25 protein-coding genes are annotated in these 24,773 nt (G+C 70.4%); 19 read left to right on the top strand and 6 right to left on the bottom strand.

Annotation, left to right across the window (positions count from 1 at the left end; genetic code table 11):
• Positions 1-161: 161 nt before the first annotated feature.
• On the bottom strand, positions 162-425 hold the full coding sequence (locus tag RHODO2019_RS06350) for an SHOCT domain-containing protein (protein WP_265384153.1): 264 nt from the start codon (positions 423-425) through the stop codon (positions 162-164).
• An 81-nt stretch (positions 426-506) separates the two neighbouring features.
• Entirely contained in the window at positions 507-1,175 is a 669-nt protein-coding gene (locus RHODO2019_RS06345) for an ArsR/SmtB family transcription factor (RefSeq protein ID WP_265384152.1), read from the bottom strand.
• An 84-nt stretch (positions 1,176-1,259) separates the two neighbouring features.
• Here RHODO2019_RS06345 and RHODO2019_RS06340 point away from each other — a divergent pair, with 84 nt between their 5' ends.
• The 10 genes from RHODO2019_RS06340 to RHODO2019_RS06295 all read left to right on the top strand — a co-directional run bounded on the left by RHODO2019_RS06340 (position 1,260) and on the right by RHODO2019_RS06295 (position 10,589).
• Entirely contained in the window at positions 1,260-2,636 is a 1,377-nt protein-coding gene (locus tag RHODO2019_RS06340; protein WP_265384151.1) for an MBL fold metallo-hydrolase, read from the top strand.
• Positions 2,633-3,979 carry an MFS transporter gene (locus tag RHODO2019_RS06335; RefSeq protein ID WP_265384150.1) on the top strand — a complete coding sequence of 449 codons (1,347 nt, stop codon included), beginning with the start codon at positions 2,633-2,635 and terminating at the stop codon, positions 3,977-3,979. The genes RHODO2019_RS06340 and RHODO2019_RS06335 overlap by 4 nt, the downstream gene beginning before the upstream one ends.
• A 301-nt stretch (positions 3,980-4,280) precedes the next feature.
• The gene (locus RHODO2019_RS06330; RefSeq protein ID WP_265384149.1) at positions 4,281-4,949 is read left to right on the top strand and encodes a 3-oxoacid CoA-transferase subunit A; all 669 of its coding nucleotides are present in this window, start codon (positions 4,281-4,283) and stop codon (positions 4,947-4,949) included.
• A complete protein-coding gene (locus RHODO2019_RS06325; RefSeq protein ID WP_435532203.1) occupies positions 4,949-5,614 on the top strand; it encodes a 3-oxoacid CoA-transferase subunit B in 666 nt (221 codons plus the stop codon). The genes RHODO2019_RS06330 and RHODO2019_RS06325 overlap by 1 nt, the downstream gene beginning before the upstream one ends.
• A 406-nt stretch (positions 5,615-6,020) precedes the next feature.
• Positions 6,021-7,085, top strand: a complete 1,065-nt coding sequence (locus RHODO2019_RS06320; RefSeq protein ID WP_265384147.1) for a 2,3-butanediol dehydrogenase — start codon at positions 6,021-6,023, stop codon at positions 7,083-7,085.
• A 186-nt stretch (positions 7,086-7,271) separates the two neighbouring features.
• Entirely contained in the window at positions 7,272-7,541 is a 270-nt protein-coding gene (locus tag RHODO2019_RS06315; protein ID WP_265384146.1) for an AbrB/MazE/SpoVT family DNA-binding domain-containing protein, read from the top strand.
• A complete protein-coding gene (locus RHODO2019_RS06310) occupies positions 7,538-7,930 on the top strand; it encodes a type II toxin-antitoxin system VapC family toxin (RefSeq protein ID WP_265384145.1) in 393 nt (130 codons plus the stop codon). The genes RHODO2019_RS06315 and RHODO2019_RS06310 overlap by 4 nt, the downstream gene beginning before the upstream one ends.
• Positions 7,931-8,533: 603 nt before the next feature.
• Positions 8,534-9,214 (top strand): ABC transporter ATP-binding protein, encoded by a 681-nt coding sequence (locus tag RHODO2019_RS06305; protein WP_435532182.1) that lies wholly within the window; start codon positions 8,534-8,536, stop codon positions 9,212-9,214.
• Positions 9,211-9,948, top strand: coding sequence for an ABC transporter permease (locus tag RHODO2019_RS06300; RefSeq protein WP_265384143.1), 738 nt, complete (start codon positions 9,211-9,213; stop codon positions 9,946-9,948). Before RHODO2019_RS06305 ends, RHODO2019_RS06300 begins: the two co-directional genes overlap by 4 nt.
• Positions 9,945-10,589 (top strand): TetR/AcrR family transcriptional regulator, encoded by a 645-nt coding sequence (locus tag RHODO2019_RS06295; RefSeq protein WP_265384142.1) that lies wholly within the window; start codon positions 9,945-9,947, stop codon positions 10,587-10,589. Before RHODO2019_RS06300 ends, RHODO2019_RS06295 begins: the two co-directional genes overlap by 4 nt.
• A gap of 190 nt (positions 10,590-10,779) precedes the next feature.
• On the opposite strand, the gene RHODO2019_RS06290 is transcribed toward RHODO2019_RS06295, so the two are convergent.
• A complete protein-coding gene (locus tag RHODO2019_RS06290) occupies positions 10,780-11,919 on the bottom strand; it encodes a glycosyltransferase (protein WP_265384141.1) in 1,140 nt (379 codons plus the stop codon).
• Entirely contained in the window at positions 11,912-12,442 is a 531-nt protein-coding gene (locus RHODO2019_RS06285) for a TetR/AcrR family transcriptional regulator (RefSeq protein WP_265384140.1), read from the bottom strand. Before RHODO2019_RS06285 ends, RHODO2019_RS06290 begins: the two co-directional genes overlap by 8 nt.
• 383 nt (positions 12,443-12,825) lie before the next feature.
• On the opposite strand from RHODO2019_RS06285, the gene RHODO2019_RS06280 reads away from it, so the two are divergent.
• The 5 genes from RHODO2019_RS06280 (at position 12,826) to RHODO2019_RS06260 (ending at position 18,145) form a co-directional block, all read left to right on the top strand.
• Positions 12,826-13,533, top strand: coding sequence for an LppX_LprAFG lipoprotein (locus RHODO2019_RS06280; RefSeq protein ID WP_265384139.1), 708 nt, complete (start codon positions 12,826-12,828; stop codon positions 13,531-13,533).
• On the top strand, positions 13,514-15,184 hold the full coding sequence (locus RHODO2019_RS06275; protein ID WP_265384138.1) for an MFS transporter: 1,671 nt from the start codon (positions 13,514-13,516) through the stop codon (positions 15,182-15,184). Before RHODO2019_RS06280 ends, RHODO2019_RS06275 begins: the two co-directional genes overlap by 20 nt.
• 189 nt (positions 15,185-15,373) lie before the next feature.
• Entirely contained in the window at positions 15,374-16,126 is a 753-nt protein-coding gene (locus tag RHODO2019_RS06270; protein ID WP_265384137.1) for an acetoacetate decarboxylase, read from the top strand.
• The gene (locus RHODO2019_RS06265) at positions 16,123-16,893 is read left to right on the top strand and encodes a crotonase/enoyl-CoA hydratase family protein (RefSeq protein WP_265384136.1); all 771 of its coding nucleotides are present in this window, start codon (positions 16,123-16,125) and stop codon (positions 16,891-16,893) included. The genes RHODO2019_RS06270 and RHODO2019_RS06265 overlap by 4 nt, the downstream gene beginning before the upstream one ends.
• The gene (locus RHODO2019_RS06260) at positions 16,832-18,145 is read left to right on the top strand and encodes a CaiB/BaiF CoA transferase family protein (protein WP_265384135.1); all 1,314 of its coding nucleotides are present in this window, start codon (positions 16,832-16,834) and stop codon (positions 18,143-18,145) included. The genes RHODO2019_RS06265 and RHODO2019_RS06260 overlap by 62 nt, the downstream gene beginning before the upstream one ends.
• Here the strand turns inward: RHODO2019_RS06260 and RHODO2019_RS06255 are convergent.
• Complete coding sequence (locus tag RHODO2019_RS06255) at positions 18,142-20,289, bottom strand: 3-hydroxyacyl-CoA dehydrogenase NAD-binding domain-containing protein (protein WP_265384134.1); 2,148 nt, start codon at positions 20,287-20,289, stop codon at positions 18,142-18,144. The genes RHODO2019_RS06260 and RHODO2019_RS06255 overlap by 4 nt on opposite strands.
• Positions 20,290-20,335: 46 nt before the next feature.
• Positions 20,336-21,526, bottom strand: a complete 1,191-nt coding sequence (locus RHODO2019_RS06250; protein ID WP_265384133.1) for an acyl-CoA dehydrogenase family protein — start codon at positions 21,524-21,526, stop codon at positions 20,336-20,338.
• Positions 21,527-22,081: 555 nt separating this feature from the next.
• Here RHODO2019_RS06250 and RHODO2019_RS06245 point away from each other — a divergent pair.
• Genes RHODO2019_RS06245 through RHODO2019_RS06230 form a run of 4 tightly spaced genes read left to right on the top strand, consistent with a single transcriptional unit; the run spans position 22,082 to position 24,740 of the window.
• Positions 22,082-22,405, top strand: a complete 324-nt coding sequence (locus RHODO2019_RS06245; protein ID WP_265384132.1) for a hypothetical protein — start codon at positions 22,082-22,084, stop codon at positions 22,403-22,405.
• Positions 22,374-23,447: an alpha/beta fold hydrolase gene (locus tag RHODO2019_RS06240; RefSeq protein ID WP_265384131.1), complete on the top strand. Its 1,074-nt coding sequence runs from the start codon at positions 22,374-22,376 to the stop codon at positions 23,445-23,447. Before RHODO2019_RS06245 ends, RHODO2019_RS06240 begins: the two co-directional genes overlap by 32 nt.
• Positions 23,444-23,974: a GNAT family N-acetyltransferase gene (locus RHODO2019_RS06235; RefSeq protein ID WP_265384130.1), complete on the top strand. Its 531-nt coding sequence runs from the start codon at positions 23,444-23,446 to the stop codon at positions 23,972-23,974. Before RHODO2019_RS06240 ends, RHODO2019_RS06235 begins: the two co-directional genes overlap by 4 nt.
• A gap of 1 nt (position 23,975) precedes the next feature.
• Complete coding sequence (locus tag RHODO2019_RS06230) at positions 23,976-24,740, top strand: SDR family NAD(P)-dependent oxidoreductase (protein WP_265384129.1); 765 nt, start codon at positions 23,976-23,978, stop codon at positions 24,738-24,740.
• Positions 24,741-24,773 lie beyond the last annotated feature (33 nt).

Genomic DNA, 24,773 nt, shown 5'->3' with positions numbered 1-24,773 from the left:
CCTGGCCCGATGGGACCGCAACAGCGGAACACGTACGGTCTCCGGTCGTTCCCGTGGGTGCATGTTGAGTGGCCGAGCGCCGACCGTGACCTGGCCGTCGACAGTGCAGCAGGGACAGACGCGGCGCCGGCATGACCCCGAGGCCGTCCAATGCCGGTAGGTCACCGCCAGTAGGTCAGTGCAGACAGGCGCCGCTCATACTCTTCGTCGTCGATGTCGCCGGCGGTGTGGCGCTCACGCAGCCGGCTCACCGCCGGGTCACCGGAGGAGGTGCTCGCGTCCCAGGAGCCGTCGAGGGCCCCGCGCTGTGGGGGTCCTACCTCGAGGCGGCGGTACAGCCAGATCCCACCGAGAACCACGACCACAACAACGCCCGGCATCATCGAGAACCCGAGGAGTCCGAAGGATCCGCTGGCGTTCATCATCAAGCCGTGGCCTCTCCCGGGTGGTGAGCGTGCCCGGTGCCACGCGCCGGGCACGCGGTCGGGCGTCTTGTGTCAGGGTGCTCACGCGGCACCGGTCTCCACGGGCAGCCGGGCGTGGGTCCACTCGGGGAAGCCGTCGTCGAGGCGGGCGGCCTGGTAGCCGCGCTGGCGTAGCAGCCGGACGGCGTCGTCGGCGTAGACGCAGTAGGGGCCCCGGCAGTAGGCCACCACCTGGGTGTCGGCGGGCAGCTGCTGCCACCGTTGGTCCAGGGTGGTGATCGGCACCGAGAGGGCCCCGGGGATGTGCCCGGCGTGGTACTCCGCGGTCGGGCGCACATCGAGCACGATCACGTCCCCGGCGGCCAGCCGGTCCACGAGCTCGTCACGGCTGATGGTCTCGAGCTCACTGCGGTCGCCCAGGTAGGCGCGGGCCAGGGCGTCGAGCTCGCCGACGTGGTCCGCGGCGACCTGACACAGTGCCGCCCACAACGTGCCCACCTCCGGGGTGGCCAGGGAGTAGTAGATGCGGGTTCCCTGCCGCTGGGTGCGAACCAGGCCTGCGCGGAGCAGCACCTGCAGGTGCTGCGAGGTGTTCGCCACGCTCTGCCCGATCTCCGCCGCCAGCTCCTCCACCGACCGCTCCCCCTGGGCAAGGACATCGACCAGCTCGGCGCGTCGTCCGTTGCCCAGAGCCTTGCCCGCCGACGCCAGAGCATCGAACAGGTCGTTCTTCGCGGGGCGGTCTCCCACCACGACACCTCCTCAATAATTTTCTTGACTTTACCACTCCGGCAGGAGCACTCTTCAAGAACTTACTTGAGGATTGGAGGTGTGATGAGCGGCGGACAGCTGGTCATCCCACTCGTGGATGAGGGTTTGGGCAACAGCGCCTATCTGGTGGACCTGGGGCAGGGGCGTGCTCTGGCCGTCGATGCGACCCGGGACCTGCGGGCCCTGCACGAGGCGGTCCGGCGGCGGGGCCTGACCGTGGCGTTCGCCGCGGACACCCACCTGCACGCCGACTTCCTGTCCGGGGCGCGGGATCTCGCTGCCGGTGGGGCGCGGCTTGTGGCCTCGGCCACCGGGGGGCGGCAGTTCCCGCACGAAGGCCTCGCCGACGGCGACGAGGTCGACTTCGGGGGGCTCACCCTGCGGGCGCTGAGCACCCCAGGGCACACCGACGAGCACGTAGCGTTCGAGCTCGTTGATGGGTCGACCGTGGTCGGGGTGTTCACCGGGGGCTCACTGATCGTGGGTTCCGCCGCCCGCACGGATCTGTCCGGGCCAGGGCGGACCGAGGAGCTCGCACGGGCCCAGTGGCGTTCCCTGCAGCGGCTGCTCGCACTGCCCGACGCCACCGCGGTGTGGCCCACCCACGGTGCCGGGTCGTTCTGCGCGGCCCCGCCCGGGGCCGAACGAACCTCGACCATCGGCCGGGAGAAGGCCACCAACCCGCTGCTCGCCGTCCCCGACGAGGACACGTTCGTCACCGAGCTGGTGTCCCGTCTGGGCACCTACCCCCCGTACTTCGGCCGGCTACCCGAGCTGAACCGGCGTGGTCCCCGCCTGCTCAGCCCCACCCCGCACCTGCGCCCGGTCCCGGTGACCGACGCCGAGATGCTCCTACGCGACGGGGTGCAGCTGGTCGATGTCCGCCCGGTGTCCGCGTTCGCAGCCGGACACATCCCGGGAGCGGTGTCCATAGCGCTGCGCCCGCAGTTCGCGACGTGGCTCGGATGGGTCCTGGACGCCCAGCGCCCGGTGCTGTTCGTCCGCGACCCCGACCAGGACCCCGAGGAGATCCTCTGGCAGGCCCTCAAGGTCGGCGTCGAGCAGCTGGCCGGCGAGGTCGACGGTGGGATGCAGGACTGGGTGCAGGCGGGACTGCCGGTCACCACCACCACCCTGCTCGCCGCCGAGGACCTCGACTCACGCACCGTGCTCGACGTCCGCCAGCACGGCGAGTACGTCACCGGACACATCCCGACCGCCACCCACCTCGAGCTCGGTGAGCTGGCCGACCAGATCCCCCACAGCCCCACCGGTGCGGTCACCGAAACCCCTGAGGTGGTGATGTGCGGCCACGGGGAACGGGCCATGACCGCAGCGAGCCTGCTCGAGCGGACCAACCACCGACCGGTGTCCGTGGTCGTCGGCGGTCCCGACGAGTGGTCAGCGACCACCGGGAACCCCCTGCGAACCGGACCATGAACCACCCAAGGACGGCAACCCACCCAGCCGAGGAGTCAAACAGCACCCCGCTCCGTCTCGGGCTGCACGCCAACCTCGCCCAGTTCACGCTGCTCGTCGCGGTCAACGCCCTGGTCGGTGGGATGCTCGGCCAGGAACGCACCGTGGTGCCCCTGCTCGGCGAGCAGGTCTTCCACCTCACCGGCTACACCGCGGCCCTGACCTTCATCGTCGCCTTCGGACTCACCAAGGCCGCCACCAACGTCGTCGCCGGCAGCCTCGCCGACCGCCACGGACGCAAACCCGTGCTGGTAGCCGGGTGGCTCATCGGCATACCGGTGCCGCTGCTGCTCATCTGGGCTCCGTCCTGGGGCTGGATCGTCGCCGCGAACGTCCTGCTCGGCGTCAACCAAGGCCTCACCTGGTCCACCACGGTCATCATGAAGATCGACCTCGCCGGGCCCACCCGCCGCGGGCTCGCCATGGGTCTCAACGAAGCCTCGGGCTACCTCGCCGTCGCCGGCACCGCCTTGGCCACCGGCTACCTCGCCGCCACCTACGGCCTGCGCCCCACCCCGTTCTACCTCGGCATCGCCTTCGCCGCCCTCGGGCTCGGCCTGTCCACCCTGCGGGTACGCGAAACCCTCGGCCACGCCCAGCTCGAAGCCCGCGACCGCAACACCAGCGACAACGGACCGCGGGGGGTCCTGACCGCGGGGTTGAGCACCCGGCAGGTCTTCCTGCTCACCAGCTTCCGCGACCGGGCCCTGTCCTCGGTCAGCCAAGCCGGGCTCGTCAACAACCTCAACGACGGACTGGCCTGGGGACTGTTTCCCATCCTGTTCGCCAGCGCCGGGTTGTCGGTCAGCAGGATCGGGGTCCTCGCCGCCCTCTACCCCGCAGTCTGGGGCGCCGGCCAGCTCGTCACCGGGGCCGCCTCCGACCGTTACGGGCGCAAGTGGCTCATCGTCGGCGGAATGCTGCTGCAAGCAGCTGCACTCGTCTTGTTCGCCACGGCCACCACCTTCTGGCCCTGGGCGATGGCCGCAGTCCTGCTCGGGGCGGGCACCGCCCTGGTCTACCCCACCCTGCTCGCCGCCATCGGCGACGTCGCCCACCCCACCTGGCGCGCCCGCTCGATCGGCGTCTACCGGCTGTGGCGTGACGGTGGCTTCGCCGTCGGAGCTGTCCTCAGCGGGATCCTCGCCGACAGCTTCGGGCTCCGCACCGCCATCACAGTCGTCGCCATCATCACCGCCACCTCAGGCCTGCTCGTCGCGGTCCGCATGCACGAAACCCTCCACCGAACACCACCACGACCCTCCAACGCGGAAGCGGCGGGGAACACCTCGTCGCAACGGTAACCCGTCCGTCGAGTGATCTCAGTGTGTTCTGGAAGGGATGCGCTACCAGGGCTTGTCTCCGTTGGGAGCACCGACACCGGCCTGGTGCAAAGACCTCCAGCCCTACCCCACGACGTCGCGATGGGCACCGGAGGACACCCGCCTCACGTCACTTTCGTTGATCCCCGCGCGGGTCAGGGGAATCCGAGCTGCCGGGTTGTGAGACGCTGCCCCGACGACCCCCCTCCCGACGTCCGCGCGTAGCTGCTCGACTCGGCCGTGAGGGGGTACCGGCCGAGTGGGAGCAGGAGCAGGAGGCACGGTGATCGACAAGCGTGTGTCGACACTGGCCGACGCGGTCGCCGGCATCAAGGACGGCGCCACGGTGCTGGTCGGTGGCTTCGGTGACTCCGGGGTGCCCGTCGAGCTGGTGCACGCCCTGCTGGACCAGGGCGCCCGCGACCTGACCATCGTCACCAACAACGCCGGCAGCGGTGAGCGCGACGTCGCCGCGCTGATCCGAGATCGCCGGGTCCGGAAGATTGTCTGTTCCTATCCCCGCTCGGCGGGGTCGATCTGGTTCGAGGAGTTCTGGCGGGCCGGGGAGATCGAGCTGGAGCTGGTGCCGCAGGGCACCCTCAGCGAGCGGATGCGGGCCGCCGGGGCGGGGCTGGGCGGGTTCTTCACCCCGACCGGGGCGGACACCCTGCTCGCCGAGGGCAAGGAGGTGCGCGTGCTCGGTGGAAGGCGGCAGGTCTTCGAAGAACCGTTGCCCGGCGACGTGGCCCTGGTCAAGGCCTACCGGGCCGACCGTTGGGGCAATCTGGTCTACCGGACCGCGGCACGAAACTTCGGGCCCACCATGGCGGCAGCCGCCGCCCTCACCGTGGTCCAGGTGGACGAGCTCGTGGAGCTCGGCGACCTCGACCCGGAGGCCATCGTCACCCCGGGCATCTACGTCGACCGGGTCGTCCGCGTGGAGATGCCGTGATCCAGCCACTGTCCGCCACAGACGTCGCCCGGCGGGTGGCCGCTGATATCCCCGACGGGTCCTACGTCAACCTCGGGATCGGCATGCCGACGCTGGTGGCCGACGTCGTCGGCCCGGACAAGGAGATCATCTACCACTCCGAGAACGGTATCCTCGGCATGGGGCCGGCCCCGGCACCCGGCGAGGAGAACCCGGAGCTGATCAACGCCGGCAAGCAGCCGGTCACGCTGCTGCCCGGCGGGTCGTTCTTCCACCACACCGACGCTTTCATGATGATGCGCGGGGGCCACATCGACCTGACCGTGCTCGGCGCCTTCCAGGTCTCCGAGCACGGCGACCTGGCGAACTGGATCACCGACGTCCTCACGCACCCGCCGGCCGTGGGCGGCGCCATGGACCTGTCCGTCGGGGCCAAGCGGGTGTTGGTGATGACTACGCACGTCACCCGGGACGGACGTCCCAAGCTGCTGCCGCAGTGCTCGTACCCGCTGACCGCGGCCGGTGTGGTCGACCGGGTCTTCACCGACCTCGCCGTCCTGGATGTGACGCCCGCGGGCTTCGTCGTCCGTGAGATGGCGCCCGGGCTCACCGCCGACGAGCTGCAGCAGCTCACCGCGGCGCGGCTCACCTTCGCCGACGATGTGGGTGTGCTGGCGACAAGCTGATCCCCCTGTACGAAGCTGCACGCCACCTCCGCCAACGCCTTCCGCTGCCGCCGGGCCCGCGCGGCGTTCCAGAGCTGGCCGTTCACGAGATGCTCGTACGTCCGTACGACCCGACGGCTCGTGCCCACCGGGATCACCAGGGCGGCACCCTCACCACATCCACCTGGCGGCCGTCGTGGGCATCTCACCGCACCCACCACGCGAGGCCGAGGATGTACTCCTACGACAACGACGTCCTCAACGTTGCCGAGCGGTCAGGGCACCCGCCTGCTGTCGCTGCTGGAGGCCGAGCGAAACCATCCGGGGACCTGTGGGGCCTCAGGAAACCACGGGACCTAAGGGCCTTGGCCCCGGCCAGCGGACAGCCCTAGCGTGGATGATCCACCCGCGTCCGGAGGAACCAGCCATGAGAGCTGCCCGCTATCACGCCCGCCACGACATCCGCATCGACGAGGTCCCCGAGCCGGAGCTTCGCCCCGGGACGGTGGCCATCGACGTCGCCTGGTGCGGGATCTGCGGCACCGACCTGCACGAGTACCTCGAGGGGCCGATCTTCATCCCGCCTGCTGGCTCGCCCCACCCGATCTCGGGTGAACAGGCGCCGGTGACCCTGGGCCACGAGCTCTCCGGGACGATCACGGCTCTGGGCGACGGCGTCGAGGGACTGGAGGTGGGCCAGGGCGTCGTGGTGGAGCCCTACATCGTCCGCGACGACGTCGACACCGGGCCGGGCCAGGAGTACCAGCTCTCCAAGGACATGAACTTCATCGGCCTCGGTGGCCGTGGCGGCGGCCTCGCCGAGAAGATCGTCGTGCAGCGTCGCTGGGGCCACCCCGTCGGCGACGTGCCCCTGGACCAGGCAGCCCTCATCGAGCCGCTCTCGGTCGGCCACCACGCCTTCGTGCGCAGTGGGGCGAAGGCTGGTGACGTAGCGATCGTCGGCGGCGCCGGGCCGATCGGGCTGCTCACCGCGGCGGTGCTACGAGCGTCGGGCCTCACCGTCTACGTCTCCGAGCTGAGCGCGGCACGCAAGCAGATGGCCCGCGACACCGGCGTCGCCGACGATGTCTTCGACCCCCGCGACGGCGACGTGGCGCAGAAGGTCCGCGACCTCACCGGCGGTCGGGGCGCCGACGTCGGGTTCGAGTGCAGCTCGGTGGCACCGGTGCTCGACATGCTCCTCGACGCCGTGCGCCCTGGCGGGGTGGTCGTCAACGTCTCGATCTGGGGGCACAAGCCCGAGGTGGACCTGCCGGCGCTGGTGCTCAAGGAGATCGACCTGCGCGGCACCATCGGGTACGCCAACGACCACCCGGCCGCCATCGCGCTGGTGCAGAACGGGAAGGTCGACCTCGCCCCGTTCATCACCGCGAGGATCGGGCTGGATGGCCTGATCACCGAAGGGTTCGAGCAGCTCATCACGAACAACGAGCACCACGTCAAGATCCTCGTAAACCCCCGGGCCCGGTGACCCGGGAAGCGACCCGACCCTGTCCTTCGCCGTCAGATCTCACGTGGCCACCCCGGCCCGCCCCTGAACGTCCGCACGACCGACGAGGCGGCGGGACCACCCCCCGGGGTGGCCTGCGGACCCGAATGATGTTTCACCACGTCACCCACTAGCAACATGGTTGGGGCAATCCGTAGAGTTGCCCACATGGCCGCATCGGGTGGGAAAGCACGTCTCGATGAGCGCGGACGGGTCGTCCTGCCCGCGGACCTGCGGCGCCGCCTCGAGATGCAACCGGGCGATGAGCTCGTCATCACCGAGGAACCCGGCGGGTCCGTGCGGCTGCAGAGCCGCCGGTCGGCCGCCCACGCCCTGCTCGGTCTCGCCGGGCGCCTCGAGCACTCAGCCGTCGACGACCTCCGCACTGATCGACGACGTGACACCGCGACCGATGCGGTCGAGACCGGGTCGGCGTGACTGCGGTCCTGGACGCCTCCGCGGTGCTTGCCCTGCTGTTCGGTGAACCCGGGGCCGAGGCCGTGGTCGAGCACATCGCCTCCGGCGCCGCGATCAGCACCGTGAACCTCGCCGAGGTCGCCACCGTCCTCGTGCGCAACGACCGGGACCCGAGGACCGTCCTGGACCCGCTCCGTGCCCAGGTCGAGGTCCTCCCCTTCACCGACGCGGACGCCCTCACCAGCGCGCAGCTGTACCCCCAGGTGTCCGCCCGCGGGCTCTCCCTGGGCGACCGAGTCTGCCTCGCCCTCGCACGCAGGCTCGAGGCTCCTGCCGTCACCGCCGAGCACCTCTGGTCCGACCTCGAGCTCGATGTCCGCATCGACACCATCCGGACCCGCCAGCGCTGAGGACTGGCAACCGCAACGGCGAGAACCGATGGCGCCGGCTGGTCGTAGCCACGAAACGCTCGGCTGGCACGATCGCAGGCGTGCACAGCAGGGCCCGCAGGTCGACGCCGTGCTGCCCCGGCGGGCAGCTTGCCGGTCCGCCCTCCGTCGACGGCGAGCTCGCGCCGGGCAACGGCCGGGCCGGGTGAAGGTCCTGCGCCAGGGAGCTGGTGCAGCGGCCCCGCTGGTGGACACGCAGCCGCTGGGGCTGGGCCGTTGCATGGTCGCTCGCCGCTGCCCTCCACGGGGCCTGGGCGCTGAACATCCACGCCTCCAACCCAGTGACCGCCACCGTGCAGTCGTGCGGTACCGAGTCGTACAAGGGTCGGTTCGGCGGTGACATTGTGTCCATCGCCTGCCCGGCCCTCCCGGATGACGCCCCCGCCGCCGCGGTGACCGCCACGACCTGGTGGATGGGCCCGTCCGCACCGCCCGGGCGAGGCCGGCACTGGTGGCGACGTCATCGACAGTCACGCATGAACATGCTGGTGTCGCTTGCCCGGCCAATTCAACGGGTGTACAACTCAACGTGTGATGCATTCAGTGGAGGTTCAAGGCCTCACCGTGACGCGAGGTCGCGCCGACGTGCTGCACGAGGTGTCGTTCACCCTCGAGCCCAGCCGGATCACCGGCTTGCTCGGGCCGTCCGGCTCCGGCAAGACCACCCTCATGCGGGCGCTGGTAGGGGTGCAGAGCGGAGTCGCCGGCATGGTCACGGTCCTGGGTCTGCCCGCCGGGTCGGCCGCCCTGCGCCACCGCGTCGGGTACGTGACGCAGGCGCCGGCGGTCTACACCGACCTGTCGATCGCGGAGAACCTCCGCTACTTCGCGGCCATCCTCGGCGCGTCGGCCGGGCGCATCTCGGAGGTGCTCACCGAGGTCGGCCTGGCCACCCGGTCCGGCCAGCTCATCGGGTCCCTCTCCGGCGGTGAACGGGCCCGCGTATCGCTCGCCACCGCCCTGTTGGGGACCCCCGACCTGTTGGTCCTGGACGAGCCGACCGTCGGCCTCGACCCTGTTCTCCGCCGCGACCTCTGGGGGTTGTTCCGCCACCTCGCGGGCGCCGGTACGACCATCCTGGTCAGCAGCCACGTCATGGACGAGGCCAGCCGCTGCGACCGGCTGCTGCTGCTCCGTGAAGGTCGCCTCGTCGCCGACGACTCACCGGCCGGGCTGCTCGCGAGCACCGGCACCGCCGACGTCGAGCACGCCTTCCTCGCGATCGCCGAAGGAGCCCCCGCATGACGCTGACGGTCACCCTCGCCACCGCCCGTCGGGTCCTCACCCAGCTGCGCCGCGACCACCGCACCCTGGCCCTGCTGCTCGTGGTGCCCGTGGTGCTGCTCACCCTGCTGCGGTACGTCTACAACGACGTCCCCCAGGTGTTCGACCACATCGGCGCCCCACTGCTCGCGCTGTTCCCGTTCACCACGATGTTCCTGGTGACGTCGGTGGCGATGCTGCGCGAGCGCACCAGCGGAACCTTGGAGCGGCTGCTCACCACTCCCCTCGGTCGCGGAGACCTGCTGTTCGGCTACGCCCTCGCCTTCGGGTCGCTGGCCGTGCTGCAGACCGTGATCGCCTCCGCGGTCGCCCTCGGCCCCCTGGGCCTCCAGGTCAGCGCCGGCCCTGTCCTCGTCGTCCTGCTCGCCGTGCTCGACGCCCTGCTGGGGATGGCCCTGGGGCTGTTCCTGTCCGCCTTCGCGCGCAACGAGTTCCAGGCCGTGCAGTTCCTCCCCGCCGTGGTCCTACCGCAGCTGCTGCTGTGCGGTCTGTTCGCGGCGCGCCAGGAGATGGCGACGCCGCTGCAGTGGCTCGCGGACCTCCTTCCGCTCACCTACGCCGTCGACGGCATGCAGGAGCTCACCCGCACCTCCTCCCTCAGCGGCCACCTCGCCCTCGACCTCGCCGTGGTCGCCGGCGCCTCCCTGCTGGCCCTGTCCCTGGGCGCAGCCACGCTGCGGCGGCGTTCCGCGTGAAGCCCTCCGGCCGACGACCCGGTGACAGCGGCACCCGCGACGCGATCCTCGCCGAGGCCAGGGAAGCCTTCAGCGCCCAGGGGTACACCGCCACGTCGCTGCGCGCCGTCGCTCGTACCGCCGGGGTCGATCCTTCGCTGGTGACACACTTCTTCGGCAGCAAGTCCGGCCTGTTCGACGCGGCCGTCGAGCTGCCGATGGATCCCGCGACCCTCGTCGGCGCGCTGCTCTCCGAGGGCGTGGCCGGGCTCGGCGAGCGCATCGTCCGCGCGTTCCTGGTGGTCTGGGACGGGGCGCCGGGGCAAGGGCCAATGCTCGCCATGCTGCGCGGCGCCGTGTCGCACGAGGACTCCGCCGACCGGCTGCGCACCCTGCTGCTGCGCGTCATCCTCCGGCCGCTGGTCGAGGGCATCGGAGCCGACCAGCCCGAGCGCCGCGCCGCCCTGGTGGCCTCCCAGGTCGTCGGCCTCGCCATGACGCGCTACGTGCTGCGCTTCGAACCCATCACCTCGGCCGCCGCCGACGAGCTCGCGCCCATCCTCGGCGCCACCCTCCAGCACTACCTCACCGACCAACTCCGACCCGTCAGCACCAGCGGCCCGCAGCCGCGGACCGCGCTGGGCGAGGTCGCCCATGGATGAGAGGCACACGATCAGCGCCGCCGTAACGCGAAGGGAATCAACGGGTTCCGCGGCCCACCTTGACGCGCCTGAGGTTCACACGCAGTCCCTCGAAGGTGTCCGCGAACCGGCGCCCGCACGCGGCTCACAACGGGCTGCTGGCAGCACGCGCTCGGCGTGCGCTCACGCCGAGACACCTGCTCTGCACCAACTACGTGGTGTTCGGGACCGCGTCCTGGTTGTGGCCGAGACCGCGTAGGTAGTGGCTGGCAGCGGCGGCCCCGTCGTGACCACGGATCCGGGCCCCGAGATCGCCGGCGGCGATGCGGTAGCTGGGGTCGGTGACGAGGCGGTCGAGGGCGCTCCGGATCGTCTCGACGGGGGCGCTCCGGCGCAGCCTCAGGCCGGCGCCGTGCTCGGCGACGACTCGGGCCACGGTCGGCTGGTCGACCAGGGGGTGCATCGGCAGCATCAGCAGTGGCAGGTCGTGCGCCAGCGCCAGCATCGTGGTGGCGTGCCCACCATGACCGATGACCGCGTTGACCCCGGGCAGCAGATCGGCGTGGTCGGCCCAGCGGTGCACCTCCACGTTGGCAGGAGCGGTCAACGCCGCAGGATCCAGTGCCGGCCCGGTGGTGAAGATGGCGTCGACGTCCAGGCCGCCGACCGCGTCGAGCACCCGCTGCGCGACGGCGTCCTGGCCCGACCACCACACGGTGCTCAGGCTGATCAACACCACCGGTCGGACCGGGGACGGTGTCGCGCGCCTCGGCGTGCCCTGCCACACGGGGCCCACCACCGGGCCACCCAAGGCCGTGCTCGCCCCCACCAGCTCGGGCAGACACACCGTCACCGCGCCGGCCAGTTCCGCCCACACCGTCGCCGGCCGCAGCCCCCGCAGCGTGGCCAGGGCGCCGATCGGACCGTGCGCCCACGGCCCGGTGAAGAATTCGGGAAAGGTGTGGACGAGCGCAACGGTGGGGAGGCCCGACCGAGCACCGGCTCGCAGGGCTGCCAGCAGCATGCAGTCGACCAGGAGCACCTCGCTGCGCCGGGTCGCCGCGGTCTCGAGCAGGTCCACCCCGACGCCGCTGTCGCACGACAGCCCGGCGAGACCCCGAATGGTCGACGGCGTTGACCGGGGCTTCCGCGCGTCGTACCCACGGGGGTGGGTGTAGGCGGTGAATCCCAGTCCCAATGCGGCAACCGCCGACCGCTGCCGGTCGTGGCCGATGACGTGCACGTCAGCCCCGTCCGCGGCGAGGCGGGCAGCGATGCCCAAGGCCGGGGGGGCATTGCCCCCCAGGTCCGCGGTGGCGACGAGCACGCGCGCTGTGCGGGTGTCAGACATGGTGGTCGCGCTCTCCCTCGTGGGCTAGGACTGCGTCGACGAGACGACGCAGCCGGTTTGTGGTGTCGGCCGCGGACAGCGCGCGGTCGCGGCGGAGCAGCTTCCAGGCGTAGACGTCGGTCACCACGACCAGCAGGTCCACCACGCCTTCCGCACCAGGGCCCACCAGCCACGGGTTGAAGACCCCCCTCACCCACCGCCGGTGCAGCTCGCGTCCACCCGAGAGCAACCCGTCGATGGGGGGCTCGGTGCCCTCCTGGGCGAGCAGGTGCATGACGAGGTCACCCCGGCGCTCGTAGTGCGCCACCAGCGCCGTCAAGGCTGTGTCGACATCCCCCTCGGGGGCGAGCCGTTCCTCTTCCACCTCGACGCGACCAGCCGCGAACACCGCCTCCAGCAGGCCGTCACGGCTCCCGAAGTGCCGCAGCACTGTCCGCACTCCCACCTCCGCCCGGGCGGCCACGGCATCCAACGTGAGGTCTGCCGACCGGGTCGCCTCCGCGAGCGCGAGCGCCGCGGCCACGATCCGGTCCCGGGTCTCCGCAACCGCGGTTGCCCGGGCTCGCATCGTGTACGGCCGCGTCACACCCAGGAGCATCCCCCTGCGCTACTTCCGTGGCAATACCTCATGCCACGAAATACTGCCTGGTGCGAACAGCCGCTCGCCCGCGCCGCAACTCGTGGTTCACCACACGCCGTGCAGCTCGACCGGTGGAGCACGACCTCATCCCACAGCTGCATGAACATGCACCCTCACCATGTGGGAAACACCGGACACACCCCCGCCGACCGCTGACCGCTGGCCGCAAGCCGGAACGTTTTCATCGAAACCGCCGGAAACACCGTTGCCGAGACAGCCCGGCAATATCGGCGCAAGGCCCCGGCCTCGACCCCTAGGCTGAGGACATGGCTGCCCGGTGGACCTCCGTCGCGTCGGTGGGGGCGGGGCTGGTCCTGGCCTGCGCCGCGCTGGCCGGTTGCTCCGGCTCCACGTCGTCCCCTGCCCCGGGGGTGGGCCCCGCGCAGGAGCTGGCCACCGTTGCCGGCACGGTGGACGCGGCGTCGTCGGTGCACCTCGTGCTCACCAGCAAGAACCTGCCCTCCACCGTGTCCGGCGTGGTCAGCGCCGACGGCGTGGGCACGCACGCCCCCGCCTTCCAGGGCACGCTGCAGCTGGTGCTCGCCGGAACCACGGCGTCGTCGAAGGTGGTGGCCGTCGACGGCAAGGTCTACGCGACGCTGCCCTTCGCCTCAACGCCCTCGGTGGTTGACCCCGCGACGTTCGGGGCGCCCGACCCCGCCCGCCTCTTCGCGCAGGGCACCGGTCTCACATCGCTGCTGACAGCGACCAAGGACCCGGTGGCGGGCAGCTCCACCCGCAAGGGCAGCGAGGTACTCAGCACCTACTCCGGCTCGCTCCCGGGCACGGCCGTCGCGGACCTGTTCGTGGTCGGTGACCGCACCGGCACCTTCACCGTCACCTTCGGGGTGGTCCCCGACGGGTCGCAGCTGCGGACGGTGGAGCTGACGGGGCCGTTCTACCCGGGGTCGACCTCGACCTACGACCTGGTGCTCGACCAGTACGGCGCAGCGGTTGAGATCAGCAAGCCCTAGGGCGCTGCTCGCGGCGGGCTCGATCGCCGTCCTGCTCGCCGCGGCCGACACCTACGTCGTCGTCCTCGCGCTCACCGACATGATGGCCGGCGTCGGGCTGGGCATCGAGGCCCTGCAGCGCGGCACCCCGATCATCTCGGGGTTCCTGCTCGGCTACCTCGCGGCGCTCCCGCTGGCCGGGCGGATCGTCGACGTGCTCGACAGCGCCCGCGTCCTGCTCGGCTGCCTGGCGATCTTCGTCGTGGGCTCAGTGGTGACGGCGCTGGCCGTGGAGCTGGACGTCCTTGTCGTGGGTCGATTCGTGCAGGGCGTCGGCGGCGGCGGGCTGGTCCCGGCGACGCTCGCCCTGGTGGCGGCCCTGTGGCCCGCGGACCGACGGGGTACCCCGCTCGGCGTGGTCGGTGCGGTGCAGGAGCTGGGAGCGGTGCTCGGTCCGGTGCTGGGGGCGGTGATCCTCGCGGTCGCGGGCTGGCGGGCGATCTTCTGGTTCAACGCCGCCGCGGGTGCCGTCCTGTTCCTCGTGGTGCGGGTGCTCGCGCGCCCGGAGCGGGCGGCCGGTCCGCCGCTGCTCCGTCTCGGGGTCCCGGTGCTGGGAGTCGTGGTCGCAGCGCTGGGGGTGCTCACCCTGGCCGCCCCCGAGGTGCTCGCCACCGACGTCACACTCGGCGTCCCGTTCGTGCCGTTCAGCGGGACCTCCCGGGTGCTCACCCCCATCGGCCTCGCCACCGGTGTGGGGCTGCTGCTGCTCGCCGCAGGCACCGCCCGACGCTGGCTGCCGGTGCTGCTGCGGACCGACCTGCCCGGCGCCGCGCTGCTGGCCGTCACGCTCGGTTCGCTCGTGCTGACCTTCTCCTCCGCGGACCCGGCCCAGGCCGTGGTCGGTCCCCTCGGGGTGTACCTGCTGCCGCTGGGCGGGGTCGCCGGGGTGGCGCTGGTGCTGCGGCAGCGCATGGCGGCGGCACCGCTCGTGGCGCGGGGGGTGCTGCGCGGGCGCGGCGCGGTCGCGGTGGTGGTGAGCCTGCTCGTGGGGGCCGCGCTGGTCGCGGTGGTGGTGGACGTCCCGCTCCTGGCCCGGCTGACGCTGACCAGCTCGCAGACCACGGCCGCGCTCGTGCTGGTGCGCTTCCTGGTGGCGGTCCCGGTGGGGGCGGTGCTGGGCGGGTGGGCGCTGAGACGGCTCGGCGGTGGGGTGGTCGCGGGATCGGGACTGCTGCTCGCCGCGGTGGGGCTGTTCGTCATGTCCGGCTGGGGTGCGGCCGACCTGGCGTCGACGGTGTCGGCCACCGTGGTGCTAGCGGCCGTGGGGCTGGGGCTGGGGCTCGCCCTCGCCCCGGTGAACGCTGCCGCCCTGGAGGTCGCGCCCGCGGAGGCGCACGGGGTGGCGGGTGCGCTGGTCGTGGTCGCGCGCACCGTGGGGATGGTGGTGGGCCTCGCGCTGCTCACCACGGTCGGGCTGCACCGCTACTACCGGGCGGTGGCTGCGCTGCCCGACCAGGGAGACGCCAGTGCCCTGCTCGACACTGCGCTCGTCCAGGTGCACACGGTGTTCCAGGGCGGGGCGCTGGCGGCGCTGGCGGCGGCGGGCGTCGCCCTGGCCCTCGGGCTCCGCCGGCCCGTGAAGCACGTCCCGCTCCTGGCGGCGGTCGGCTGAACGGATGTGGTCCAGAACTTCTGCCCTCGTGACCCGATCGGGCACGAGTACCGGCACGAGTGACACCGGCGTACCTGGTTCCGAGGCCGGTGGAGGGTCGCGTGGACGGCCTTGCGTCGTTCCGGTGTCCCACACCGCTGCACCCCTTGTACCGCTAGTCTTCGGCGACGCTCTAGCCAGGGAGACGACATGCGGATCGAAGACGTCCGGCGCCAGCTGACGACGCCCCTCGGAGCGCCTGCCTATCCGCCGGGCGGCCCCTATCGGTTCACCGACCGGGAGTACCTCAACATCACCTATCGCACCGACCCGGAGGCGATGCGGAAGCTGGTGCCCGAGCCGCTGACCGTCGCCGAGCCGTTGGTCCGCTTCGAGGTCATGAAGATGCCCGACGTGACCGGTCTCGGTGCGTTCTGTGAATCCGGCCAGGTGTTGCGGGTCGAGTACGACGGGGAGCCCGCCGACTACCTGCACGCGATGTATGTCGACAGCCTCAGCTCGATCGCAAGTGGACGGGAGATCAGCGCGTTCCCGAAGAAGATGGGGGCGCCTGCGCTCTACGTCGACACCGACACGTTGGTCGGCACTCTCGACTACGGCTCGCTGCGGGTGGCTACGGCGACGATGGGGTACAAGCACGGCCAGGTGGAGGAGGCTGCCGCCCGCGAGGAGATCGGGCAGCCCACGTACGGGCTGAAGATCCTGCCCGGCTACGACCGCCGGCCGCGAATCCTGGAGCTGGTCCGCTCTCAGATCACCGACATCACGATCAAGGGCGCCTGGAGCGGCCCGGCCCGGCTCCAGCTGTTCGAGCACGCGCTGGCGCCGTTGGCCGACCTCCCGGTGCTCGAGGTGCTGTCGGCCACCCACATCCTCACCGACCTCACCCTGGGACGCCCTGAGATGGTGCACGACTACCTCGCTGAGACGGAGCGCAGATGACTGACGAGGTTCGCTACGAGGTCGATGGCCGGATCGCGACGATCACGCTCAACCGACCGGAGCAACGCAACGCCATCAACCCTGAGCTCACCCTTGCCATGAATGCGGTGATGGAGCGGTTCGAGGCTGACCCGGACGTGTGGCTGGCGATCCTGACCGGCGCCGGCTCGGTCTTTTCAGCAGGGGCCGACCTCAAGGTCATCGCCGCCGGTCGGGGTCCTGAGCTTTCCTCGGCCAAAGGGGGTTTCGCGGGGTTCGTGCGCTACCCGCGCAGCAAACCGGTCATCGCGGCGGTCAACGGTTTCGCCCTCGCGGGTGGGACCGAGCTGGTGCTCGCCTGCGATCTGGTGGTGGCGGCCCGGGATGCCGCCTTCGGACTCCCCGAGGTGACCCGGGGCATCGTCGCCGTCGGCGGCGGAGTGTTCCGGCTGCCCCGCGCCATCGGTGCGGCGCGGGCCCGGGAGCTGATCATGACGGGGGACCGGTTCGGGGCCGAGGAGGCGCACCGGCTGGGTCTGGTCAACCACGTGGTGGACACCGACGAGGTCGTGCCGACCGCTCGCGCGCTCGGTGAGCGGATCTGCGCGAACGCACCGCTGGCCGTCCGGGAGAGCCTGGCGATCGCCCGGGCCGCGCTCGAGATCGACGAGGACGAGGGCTGGTCGCGCAGCGAAGCGACGTCCGCGCGGATCAAGCAGACTGAGGATGCCAAGGAGGGCCCACGCGCCTTCGCCGAGAAGCGGCCACCACGGTGGACCGGCCGTTAGTTCGAAGGAGATCGTCGTGGTCGCACCGCTTTCCGGGATCCGCGTCGTCGAGGTCGCCAACTGGATGGCTGCCCCGGGGGCAGCCGCAATGCTGGCCGACCTCGGCGCCGACGTGGTGAAGGTCGAGCCGCTGCGGGGAGATGCCCTGCGCGGCATCACCCGGCAGCCCACGATGCCCGAGGGTGTGCCGGCCATCGACGCCAGCTTCCATCTGGACAACCGCGGAAAGCGGGGAGTCGCCGTCGCGCTGGACCGCCCGGAGGGCAGCGCGCTGGTCCAGACACTGGCAGCCGGCGCTGATGTCTTCGTCAACAACCTGCTGCCCACGCGGCAGCAGAAGTTCGGTCTCGACGCCGAGACGCTGCACGCCCGAAACCCTCGGCTGGTGCACGCCACCCTGACCGGTTACGGACTCGACGGCCCCGACACCGCCCGACCTGGCTATGACATCACGGCATTCTTCGGACGCGGTGGGATCACCCACTCGATCACCCCGCCGGGCACGCAGGCCCCGCGGGCCCGGCCCGCCCAGGGCGACCACAGTGCGGCGCTGGCCCTGCTCGCCGCGGTCCTCACCGCGCTCCGGATGGTCGACCGCACCGGCGAGGGTCAGGTGATCGACGTCAACCTGTACGCCACCGCTGCCTGGACGATGGCCACGGACCTGTCGGCGACCCTCATCGACGCGGAGAACCCGCGTACGACGGGGCGCCGCGAGCGCTTGCACGCACTGCAGGAGAGCTTCCTGACCTCCGACGAGCGGTGGGTGCTGCTGTTCATGCCGGAGGCGCGCTGGTGGCCGCGGTTCAGCGAGGTGGTGGGTCGACCCGAGTGGGCGGCCGACCCTCGGTTCGAGACGGTCGCCGCCCGCGTCGAGCACATGTCGGAGATCACCGACCTGATGGATGCGCTGTTCGCGACCAGGACCCTCGCCGACTGGGGGTCGTTGTTCGACGAGGCAGGTTTCGTCTGGGGCCCCGCCGCGACCGTCGCCGAGGTGGCGGCCGACCCGCACGCCGAGGCCGTAGGGATGTTTCCTGAGATCGAGCACCCGACGATGGGGCGGTTCCGCACGGTGGCCATGCCGATCCGGATCAGGGGTGCCGACATCGGTCCGCGCGGCGTCGGCCCCGAGCTCGGGCAGCACAACGTCGAGGTCCTGACCGAAGCCGGGCTCAGCCAGGCCGAGATTGCCTCCCTGGAAGCAGAAGGCGTGATCAGTCCGTCGTCGAGCGGAGACGCAGGACGTTAGACGAACGCGCCCAAGCCCGTGATGGCGCGACCGACCAGCAGCGTGTTGATCTCCCGGGTGCCCTCGTAGGAGTAGAGCGCCTCGGCGTCGTTGAAGAAGCGCGCGACGTTGTACTCGAGCAGGACTCCGTTGCCGCCGAAGATCTCCCGACCGCTGGCCACGGTCTCCCGCATCCGGGTCGTGACGAACAACTTGGCCAGGGCAGCCTGCTCGTCGGTGCACAGGTCCGCATCCTGGAGCTGTGCCACCCGCACCCCCATGGCGAGGGAGGCGGTGATGTTGCCGAGCATCTTGGCCAGGTGGTCCTGGATCAGCTGGAACTTGCCGATCGGGCGGCCGAACTGCTCGCGGGTCTTGGCGTAGTCGACGGCCGCCTCGTAGGCCCCCATCATGCAGCCGACGGAGTTCCAGGCCACCCCGCCGCGAGTGTGCCGCAGGACCTTGCCGGTGTCGCGGAAGGAGTTGGCTCCCTGCAGGCGATTGGCCTCGGGGATGCGGCAGTCGGTCAGGGTGATGTCGGCGTTCTGGACGGTACGCAGAGCGAGCTTGCCCTCCATCTTGGTCGCGGTGAATCCGGGTGTCCCCTGCTCGACGACGAAGCCCTTCACCTGGTCGTCGGCGGTGTCGCGGGCCCAGACGACGACCACATCGGCGAAGGTCCCGTTGCCGATCCAACGCTTGGCGCCGTTGAGCACCCAGGTGTCGCCGTCGCGACGAGCGGTCGTCTCCAGCCCGCCGGCAACATCCGAACCACCGTTGGGTTCGGTCAAGGCGAAAGCACCGATCGTCTCCAGCGTGGACATCTTCGGCAGCCAGCGCTCCTGCTGCTCCGGCGATCCGCAGAAGACGATGCTGCCCATCGCCAAGCCGTTGTGGACGCCGAAGAAGGTCGCCATCGAGGTGTCGACCCGGGAGAACTCCAGGCTGATGAACGACGTCAGCAACCGGCTGGCGGTGGGGCGGTCCGGCCGGGGGTAGCCGATACCGACGATCCCCAGCTCGGCGATCTTCGGAACCAGGTGGTGCGGGAACTCTGATCGGGACCACGAGTCGTTGGCGATCGGGGCGATCTCGCGCTGGACGAACTCGCGGACCCGCAGGAGCACCTCCTGGTCGGCGGCCGGCAAGAGCTGCTCGTAACCGTAGAAGTCGCCGAGCAGCTGCGGGATGCCGGCTGACACGGGGCGCGCTGGGGTCGTTTCGGCGACGGGTTCGGTGCCGTCCCTGGCGGCCAGCACGGCCAGCTGCTTGCGGTCACGCACCGCCATCCGTTGTTCGTAGCTCTGGTCACGAAAGCGTGCCTCGGTAGCGGTGCTGAGCAGGTCGATGGTCTCGGCGGTGAGCTCGGGCTCGCCGAGGTCCTTCCACCGGCGGGCCATTCCAGGGCCGAGGTGCTCCAGCAGGTGCCGCAGCCCACCGGGACCGCCCCCCAGGTGGTAGCTCTCGAACGGCCCGGCCGTCGCCCACCGTGGGCCGACCGACGAGGTGACCACGAGGTCCAGCTCCTCGGCGGTGACGACCCCCTTGAGGACCAGGCTGACGCTCTCGCGGAACAGCGCCGACTGCAGCCGGTTGGCCACGAAGCCGCCGATCTCCTTGTGCAGCACGACCGGCTGCTTGCCGAGCTCGGTGTAGAAGGCGACCGCTGCATCGACCGCCGCGGTCGAGCTGTGCTGTCCCGGCACGATCTCGACCAGCGGGATGACGTGCGGCGGGTTGAACGGGTGTCCGACCAGAAGCCGGCCGGGGTCGGTCATGTCGGCGCTCATGTCGGTGGGCATCAGTCCCGAGGTCGACGACAGCAGCATCGCCCCGGGTGGCGCGGCCCGCTCGATACGGGCGAACAGCTCGCGCTTGACGCCGATGTCCTCGGGGCCGTTCTCCTGCACGATGTCGACACCACGAACAGCCTGCTCGAGGTCGGGCTGCACCTCGATCAGTCCCAGCAGCACCTCTGGGTCGTAGGGTCCGCCGGGCAAGGTAGCCGCGAACTGCCGGACGGTTTCCTGCACGGTGTCCTCGAGGTCGGCTCTCGGGTCGTTGACCCGCACCCGAAGGCCGTGACCGGCGAAGAGGGTGGCCCAGGACAGCCCGATCGTTCCGGCGCCGATCACGGCCGCCGTTCGGCCTTCGCGGTTCGACATGGCAGGACTCCCTTGTGGATGGCGGCTCGCGGATGTTGCCGTCACCTCAGGTGAAGGCGCTCATCCCGGTGATTTCCCGACCGACGATGAGGGTCTGGATGTCGGCGGTTCCCTCGTAGGTGTAGATCGCTTCAATGTCGGCCATGTGCCGGATGACGTGGTTCTCCAACAGGATGCCGTTGCCACCGAGCAGATCCCTGGCCATCGCGATGACCTCGCGGGCTTTGCGGGTGTTGTTCATCTTCGCCAGAGCCGAGATCGTGTCGGTCAGCTTGCCGGCCTCGAGCAGCTTGGCCAGCCGCAGACAGTAGAGCTGCATGGTGGTGACCTCGGCCAGCATCCGGACGAGCTTGTCCTGCACGAGCTGCTTGGTCGCAAGTGGCTTGCCGAACTGGATCCGCTCCTTGGAGTAGGTCAACGCCACCTCGTACGCCGCGACAGCGTGCCCGAGCGCGGCCCAGGCCACCGAGTTCCGGGTCGAGGCCAGGACCACGCTGGCATCCTTGAACGTGTTGGCACCAGGCAGCTTGTTGTCCAGCGGGACACGGACGTCGGTGAAGGTGAGATCGGCCTGCCAGACAGCTCGGACCGAGCCCTTGCCCAGCATGACCTCGGCCTGGAAGCCCGGGGTGTCCTTCTCCAGCAGCAGGCCCTTGACGGCACCATCCTCGGTGTCCCTGGCCCAGACGACGACGACGTCGGCGATCGATCCGTTACCGATCCACCGCTTGCGGCCGGAGAGGACGTAGGCGTCGCCGTCGCGGTGCAGCGAGGCCTCGAGGCCGACCGAGTCCGAGCCGTGCTCGGGTTCGGTGAGGGCGAAGGCCCCGATCACCTCGAGGGCGGCCATCCCGGGCAGCCAGCGCTGCTTCTGCTCCTGCGAACCAAGCAGTGCGATCGACCGCATCGCAAGCCCGGACTGCACCCCCAAGAAGGTGCCCAGGCTGCCGTCGCCGCGGCTGAGCTCCATGTTGATCAGCCCCGACGCGGTCGGACTCATCTGGGGGCAGCCGTAGCCTTCGATCCCGTCACCGACGATACCGAGCTCGGCCATCTTGGCGATGAGCTCGAACGGGAACTCGGCTCGCTGCCAGTAGTCGCCGATCACCGGCAGCACCTCGTGGTCGACGAAGCGGCGGGTCCGCTCGAGATAGTCGAGCTCCTGCTCGGTGAGCTCGTCCTGCAAGCCGAGGTAGTCGGTGAACAGTGAACGCCCGATGTTGTCGCGGCCGGTCATGACGTTGCCTTCGGTGGTGTGGTCGCCCGCTCGACGATCATGCCGTTCGGACCTCTCGGGAGCTCCACGAGGTCGCGGATCGTCCTGCCTTCCTTCCACAGCACCTTCACCGGCACGACTGCGGCCCCGAGCTGCCCAGGTGGGCCATGCAACCCTCCATCAATTCCTCGGCGACTCGGGAGAGGGCCGGGTCCACCATGATGCGAGGAACCGGAGTACGGGATTGGCGGCAACTCGATGACGCGAGAGGTTAGTGTCGCATCCCATGAGACCTCTGTCACGTCCCGACACCTCAGCCGACCGGCAGGCGGGGAACCTCCGGATGCGATCCGTTGGCGGCAGTGAGACACGTCCTGGGTCAGACACCGCTTTTCCCCCTGCTCGCCGAACAGCCTCAGACGCATGCCCACCCGCTGGCCGCGTTCCGGGTCGCTCAGAGCCCGTCCGCGGCGCGGAAGCTGCTGGAGAGCCTCGAGCCCGACCTCGAGCTCGGCACGAGCCGAACCACGCCGGACTGGCCGGTGGGCCGGCCCACCTTCATCGCAGGAGTGCGTGATGGGTCTTCCGGGACCTCGTGGCCTCTTCGACAAGGTCGAGAAGCTGGCCACACCGCTGGCCAACGAGCTCACCCACTCCGAGGGGTTCGCCCAAGCAGCTGCGCTGCTCACCGGTGTGCAGAAGGTTGTCCGCACCGAGCTGGACAAGGTCGCTGCACGGGCCTGGCACGCGGTCAACCTCCCCGCGGGCACAGACATGCAGCGCCTCAAGCAGCAGGTCGGCTCCCTCGACCGCGAGGTGCGGCTGCTGTCCCTCGAGCTCCAGCGAGCACGGAAGGAGGCGAAGCGACATGGTGTCGATTCCCGGCCTGAGCACGATTGACCGCGTCCGCCGCGAGGTCGAGCGCAACGCGCTGCGTGCACGCAACGGCATCCGGATGGCGACCGGCATCCAGCGGACCGACGTCGGGCTGAGCCCCAAGGACGTGGTGTGGAGTCACGGCCGCACCGAGCTGTGGCACTACCGCAGCGAGCAGGACTCCCTGAAGCCCCCGCTGCTGATCCTCTACAGCCTGTTCAACAAGAGCTACATCCTCGACCTGCGCCCCGGCAACAGCGTCATCGAACAGCTGGTGGGGGCCGGTTTCGACGTGTACATGCTCGACTGGGGCGTCCCTGACGAGCGTGACGCGGCCAACCAGCTCGAGGACTACGTCGACTCCTACATTCCTGCCGCCATCGAGCGGGTCTGCGAGCTGTCAGGCGGCGACAGCGTGAACCTGCTCGGCTACTGCTTCGGTGGCGTGCTCGCGGCGCTGTACGCCGCGCACCACCCCGACTCGCCGCTGCGTAGCCTCACCGTTCTGACGACGCCGGCGGACCTGCAGCAGTGCGGACCGATGACCGACATCCTGGCTCGCACCGACCTCGAGGACGTGCTGGGCGTCGACGGCATGGTCCCGGCCGGGGTGATCGCCCAGGGATTTCGCGCGCTCGCTCCTGTGGGTGAGGTGACCTCCCGGGTCAACCTGCTCGAGAAGCTGTGGAGCGACGAGTTCGTCACCGCCTACCAGGCCATGGCCGGATGGGGCAGCGACCAGGTGCCGCTGCCCGGCGGAGTCGCCCGTCAGTTCAAGCGACTGGTCACCGACAACGCGTTCATCAACGACCGAGTCTTCCTCGGCGGTGACCATGTACGACTCGCGGACATCACCGTGCCCTTCCTGCACGTCCTCGGGCTGCGCGACCACATCATCCCGCCGGCCGCCGCCACCCCCCTCCTCGGGCTGATCGGGTCCGAGGACAAGCAGGAGCTACGGCTGGACGCCGGCCACGTCGGCCTGATGGTCGGTCGCGGCGCAGCCCGCAACACGCTCCCCGTCATCATCGATTTCCTCAAGAAGCAGAGCGAGGACAGGTCGTGAGCATCCAGGACTTCACCCCCGGGCACGTCGAGCAGCTCACAGCCTTCTTCGGGCGGCTGCCCGAGAGCGACCTGACCTTCATCAAGGAGGACGTCACGCCTGCGGCCCTGGGGGCCTGGCCCGCCGCCCCAGGTCAGCGCTGGGTCGACGTCGACGACGACGGCACCGTCAACGGTGTTGCGGCCCTGCTGAGACTGACCAGCTGGTCGAACCACGTCGCCGAGCTCCGTCTTGTGGTCGACCCCGCGACGCGGGGGCGCGGCATCGGACGCAAGCTGGCACAGCACGCGGTCGCCCACGCCGTGCGGTCGGGCCTGCTGAAGGTGGTCGTCGAGGTGCCGGCGGCGCAGGAGCGGATCACGGAGATGTTCCTGGACCTCGGCTTCACCGGTGAGGCCCTGCTGCGGGACCACTTCCGGGACCTGAACGGCCAGCTGCAGGACCTGATCATGCTGGCGTACCTCTCTGAGCAGACATTTGACGCGCTGAGCGCAGTCGGCATGGCAGACATGATGGGAGACGATTGACATGAGTTTTCTGGACAGCTTCCGGCTCGACGGCAAGGTCGCGGTGGTCACCGGCGCATCCAGCGGTCTGGGTGTGACCTTCGCACTCGCGCTGGCCGAGGCCGGCGCCGACCTCGCCCTGGGCGCGCGGCGCGAGGACAAGCTCGCCGACACCGTGACCAAGGTGGAAGCCCTCGGCGGCAGGGCCATCGCCGTCCGCACCGACGTGACCAGCCCCGAGGACTGCCAGGGGCTCATCGACGCGGCGATGGCCGCCTTCGGACGGGTTGACGTGCTGGTGAACAACGCGGGCGTCGGGACCGCCGTACCCGCGACCCGGGAGACCCCCGAGCAGTTCCGCTCGGTCATCGAGCTGAACCTCAACGCCTGCTACTGGATGGCCCAGGCCGCCGGCAAGGTGATGCAGCCAGGCAGCTCGATCGTCAACATCAGCAGCGTCCTCGGCCTCACCACGATGGGCCTTCCCCAGGCGGCCTACGCCTCCAGCAAGGCCGGCCTGATCGGGCTGACCCGCGACCTCGCCCAGCAGTGGGGCCCGCGCAAGGGCATCCGGGTCAACGCGCTCGCGCCGGGCTACTTCGAGTCCGAGATGACCGATCAGTTCGGAGACGAGTACGTCGAGCAGGTGGTCATCCCGCGCACGTTGGTGGGCCGCCTCGGCAGGCACGCGGAGATCGGCGCCGCCCTGCTCTTCCTCGCCAGCGACGCCGGCGGATACGTGACCGGGATCACTCTCCCGGTCGAAGGCGGCGTGCTCGCCACGTGATCACCGGACCGTCCCCCCTCGCGATACTCGAAC

Source organism: Rhodococcus antarcticus (genome assembly GCF_026153295.1).
Lineage (GTDB): Bacteria > Actinomycetota > Actinomycetes > Mycobacteriales > Mycobacteriaceae > Rhodococcus_D > Rhodococcus_D antarcticus.
Note: the sequence above shows the minus strand (reverse complement) of the source record. Positions and strands in the feature narration are given on the sequence as shown.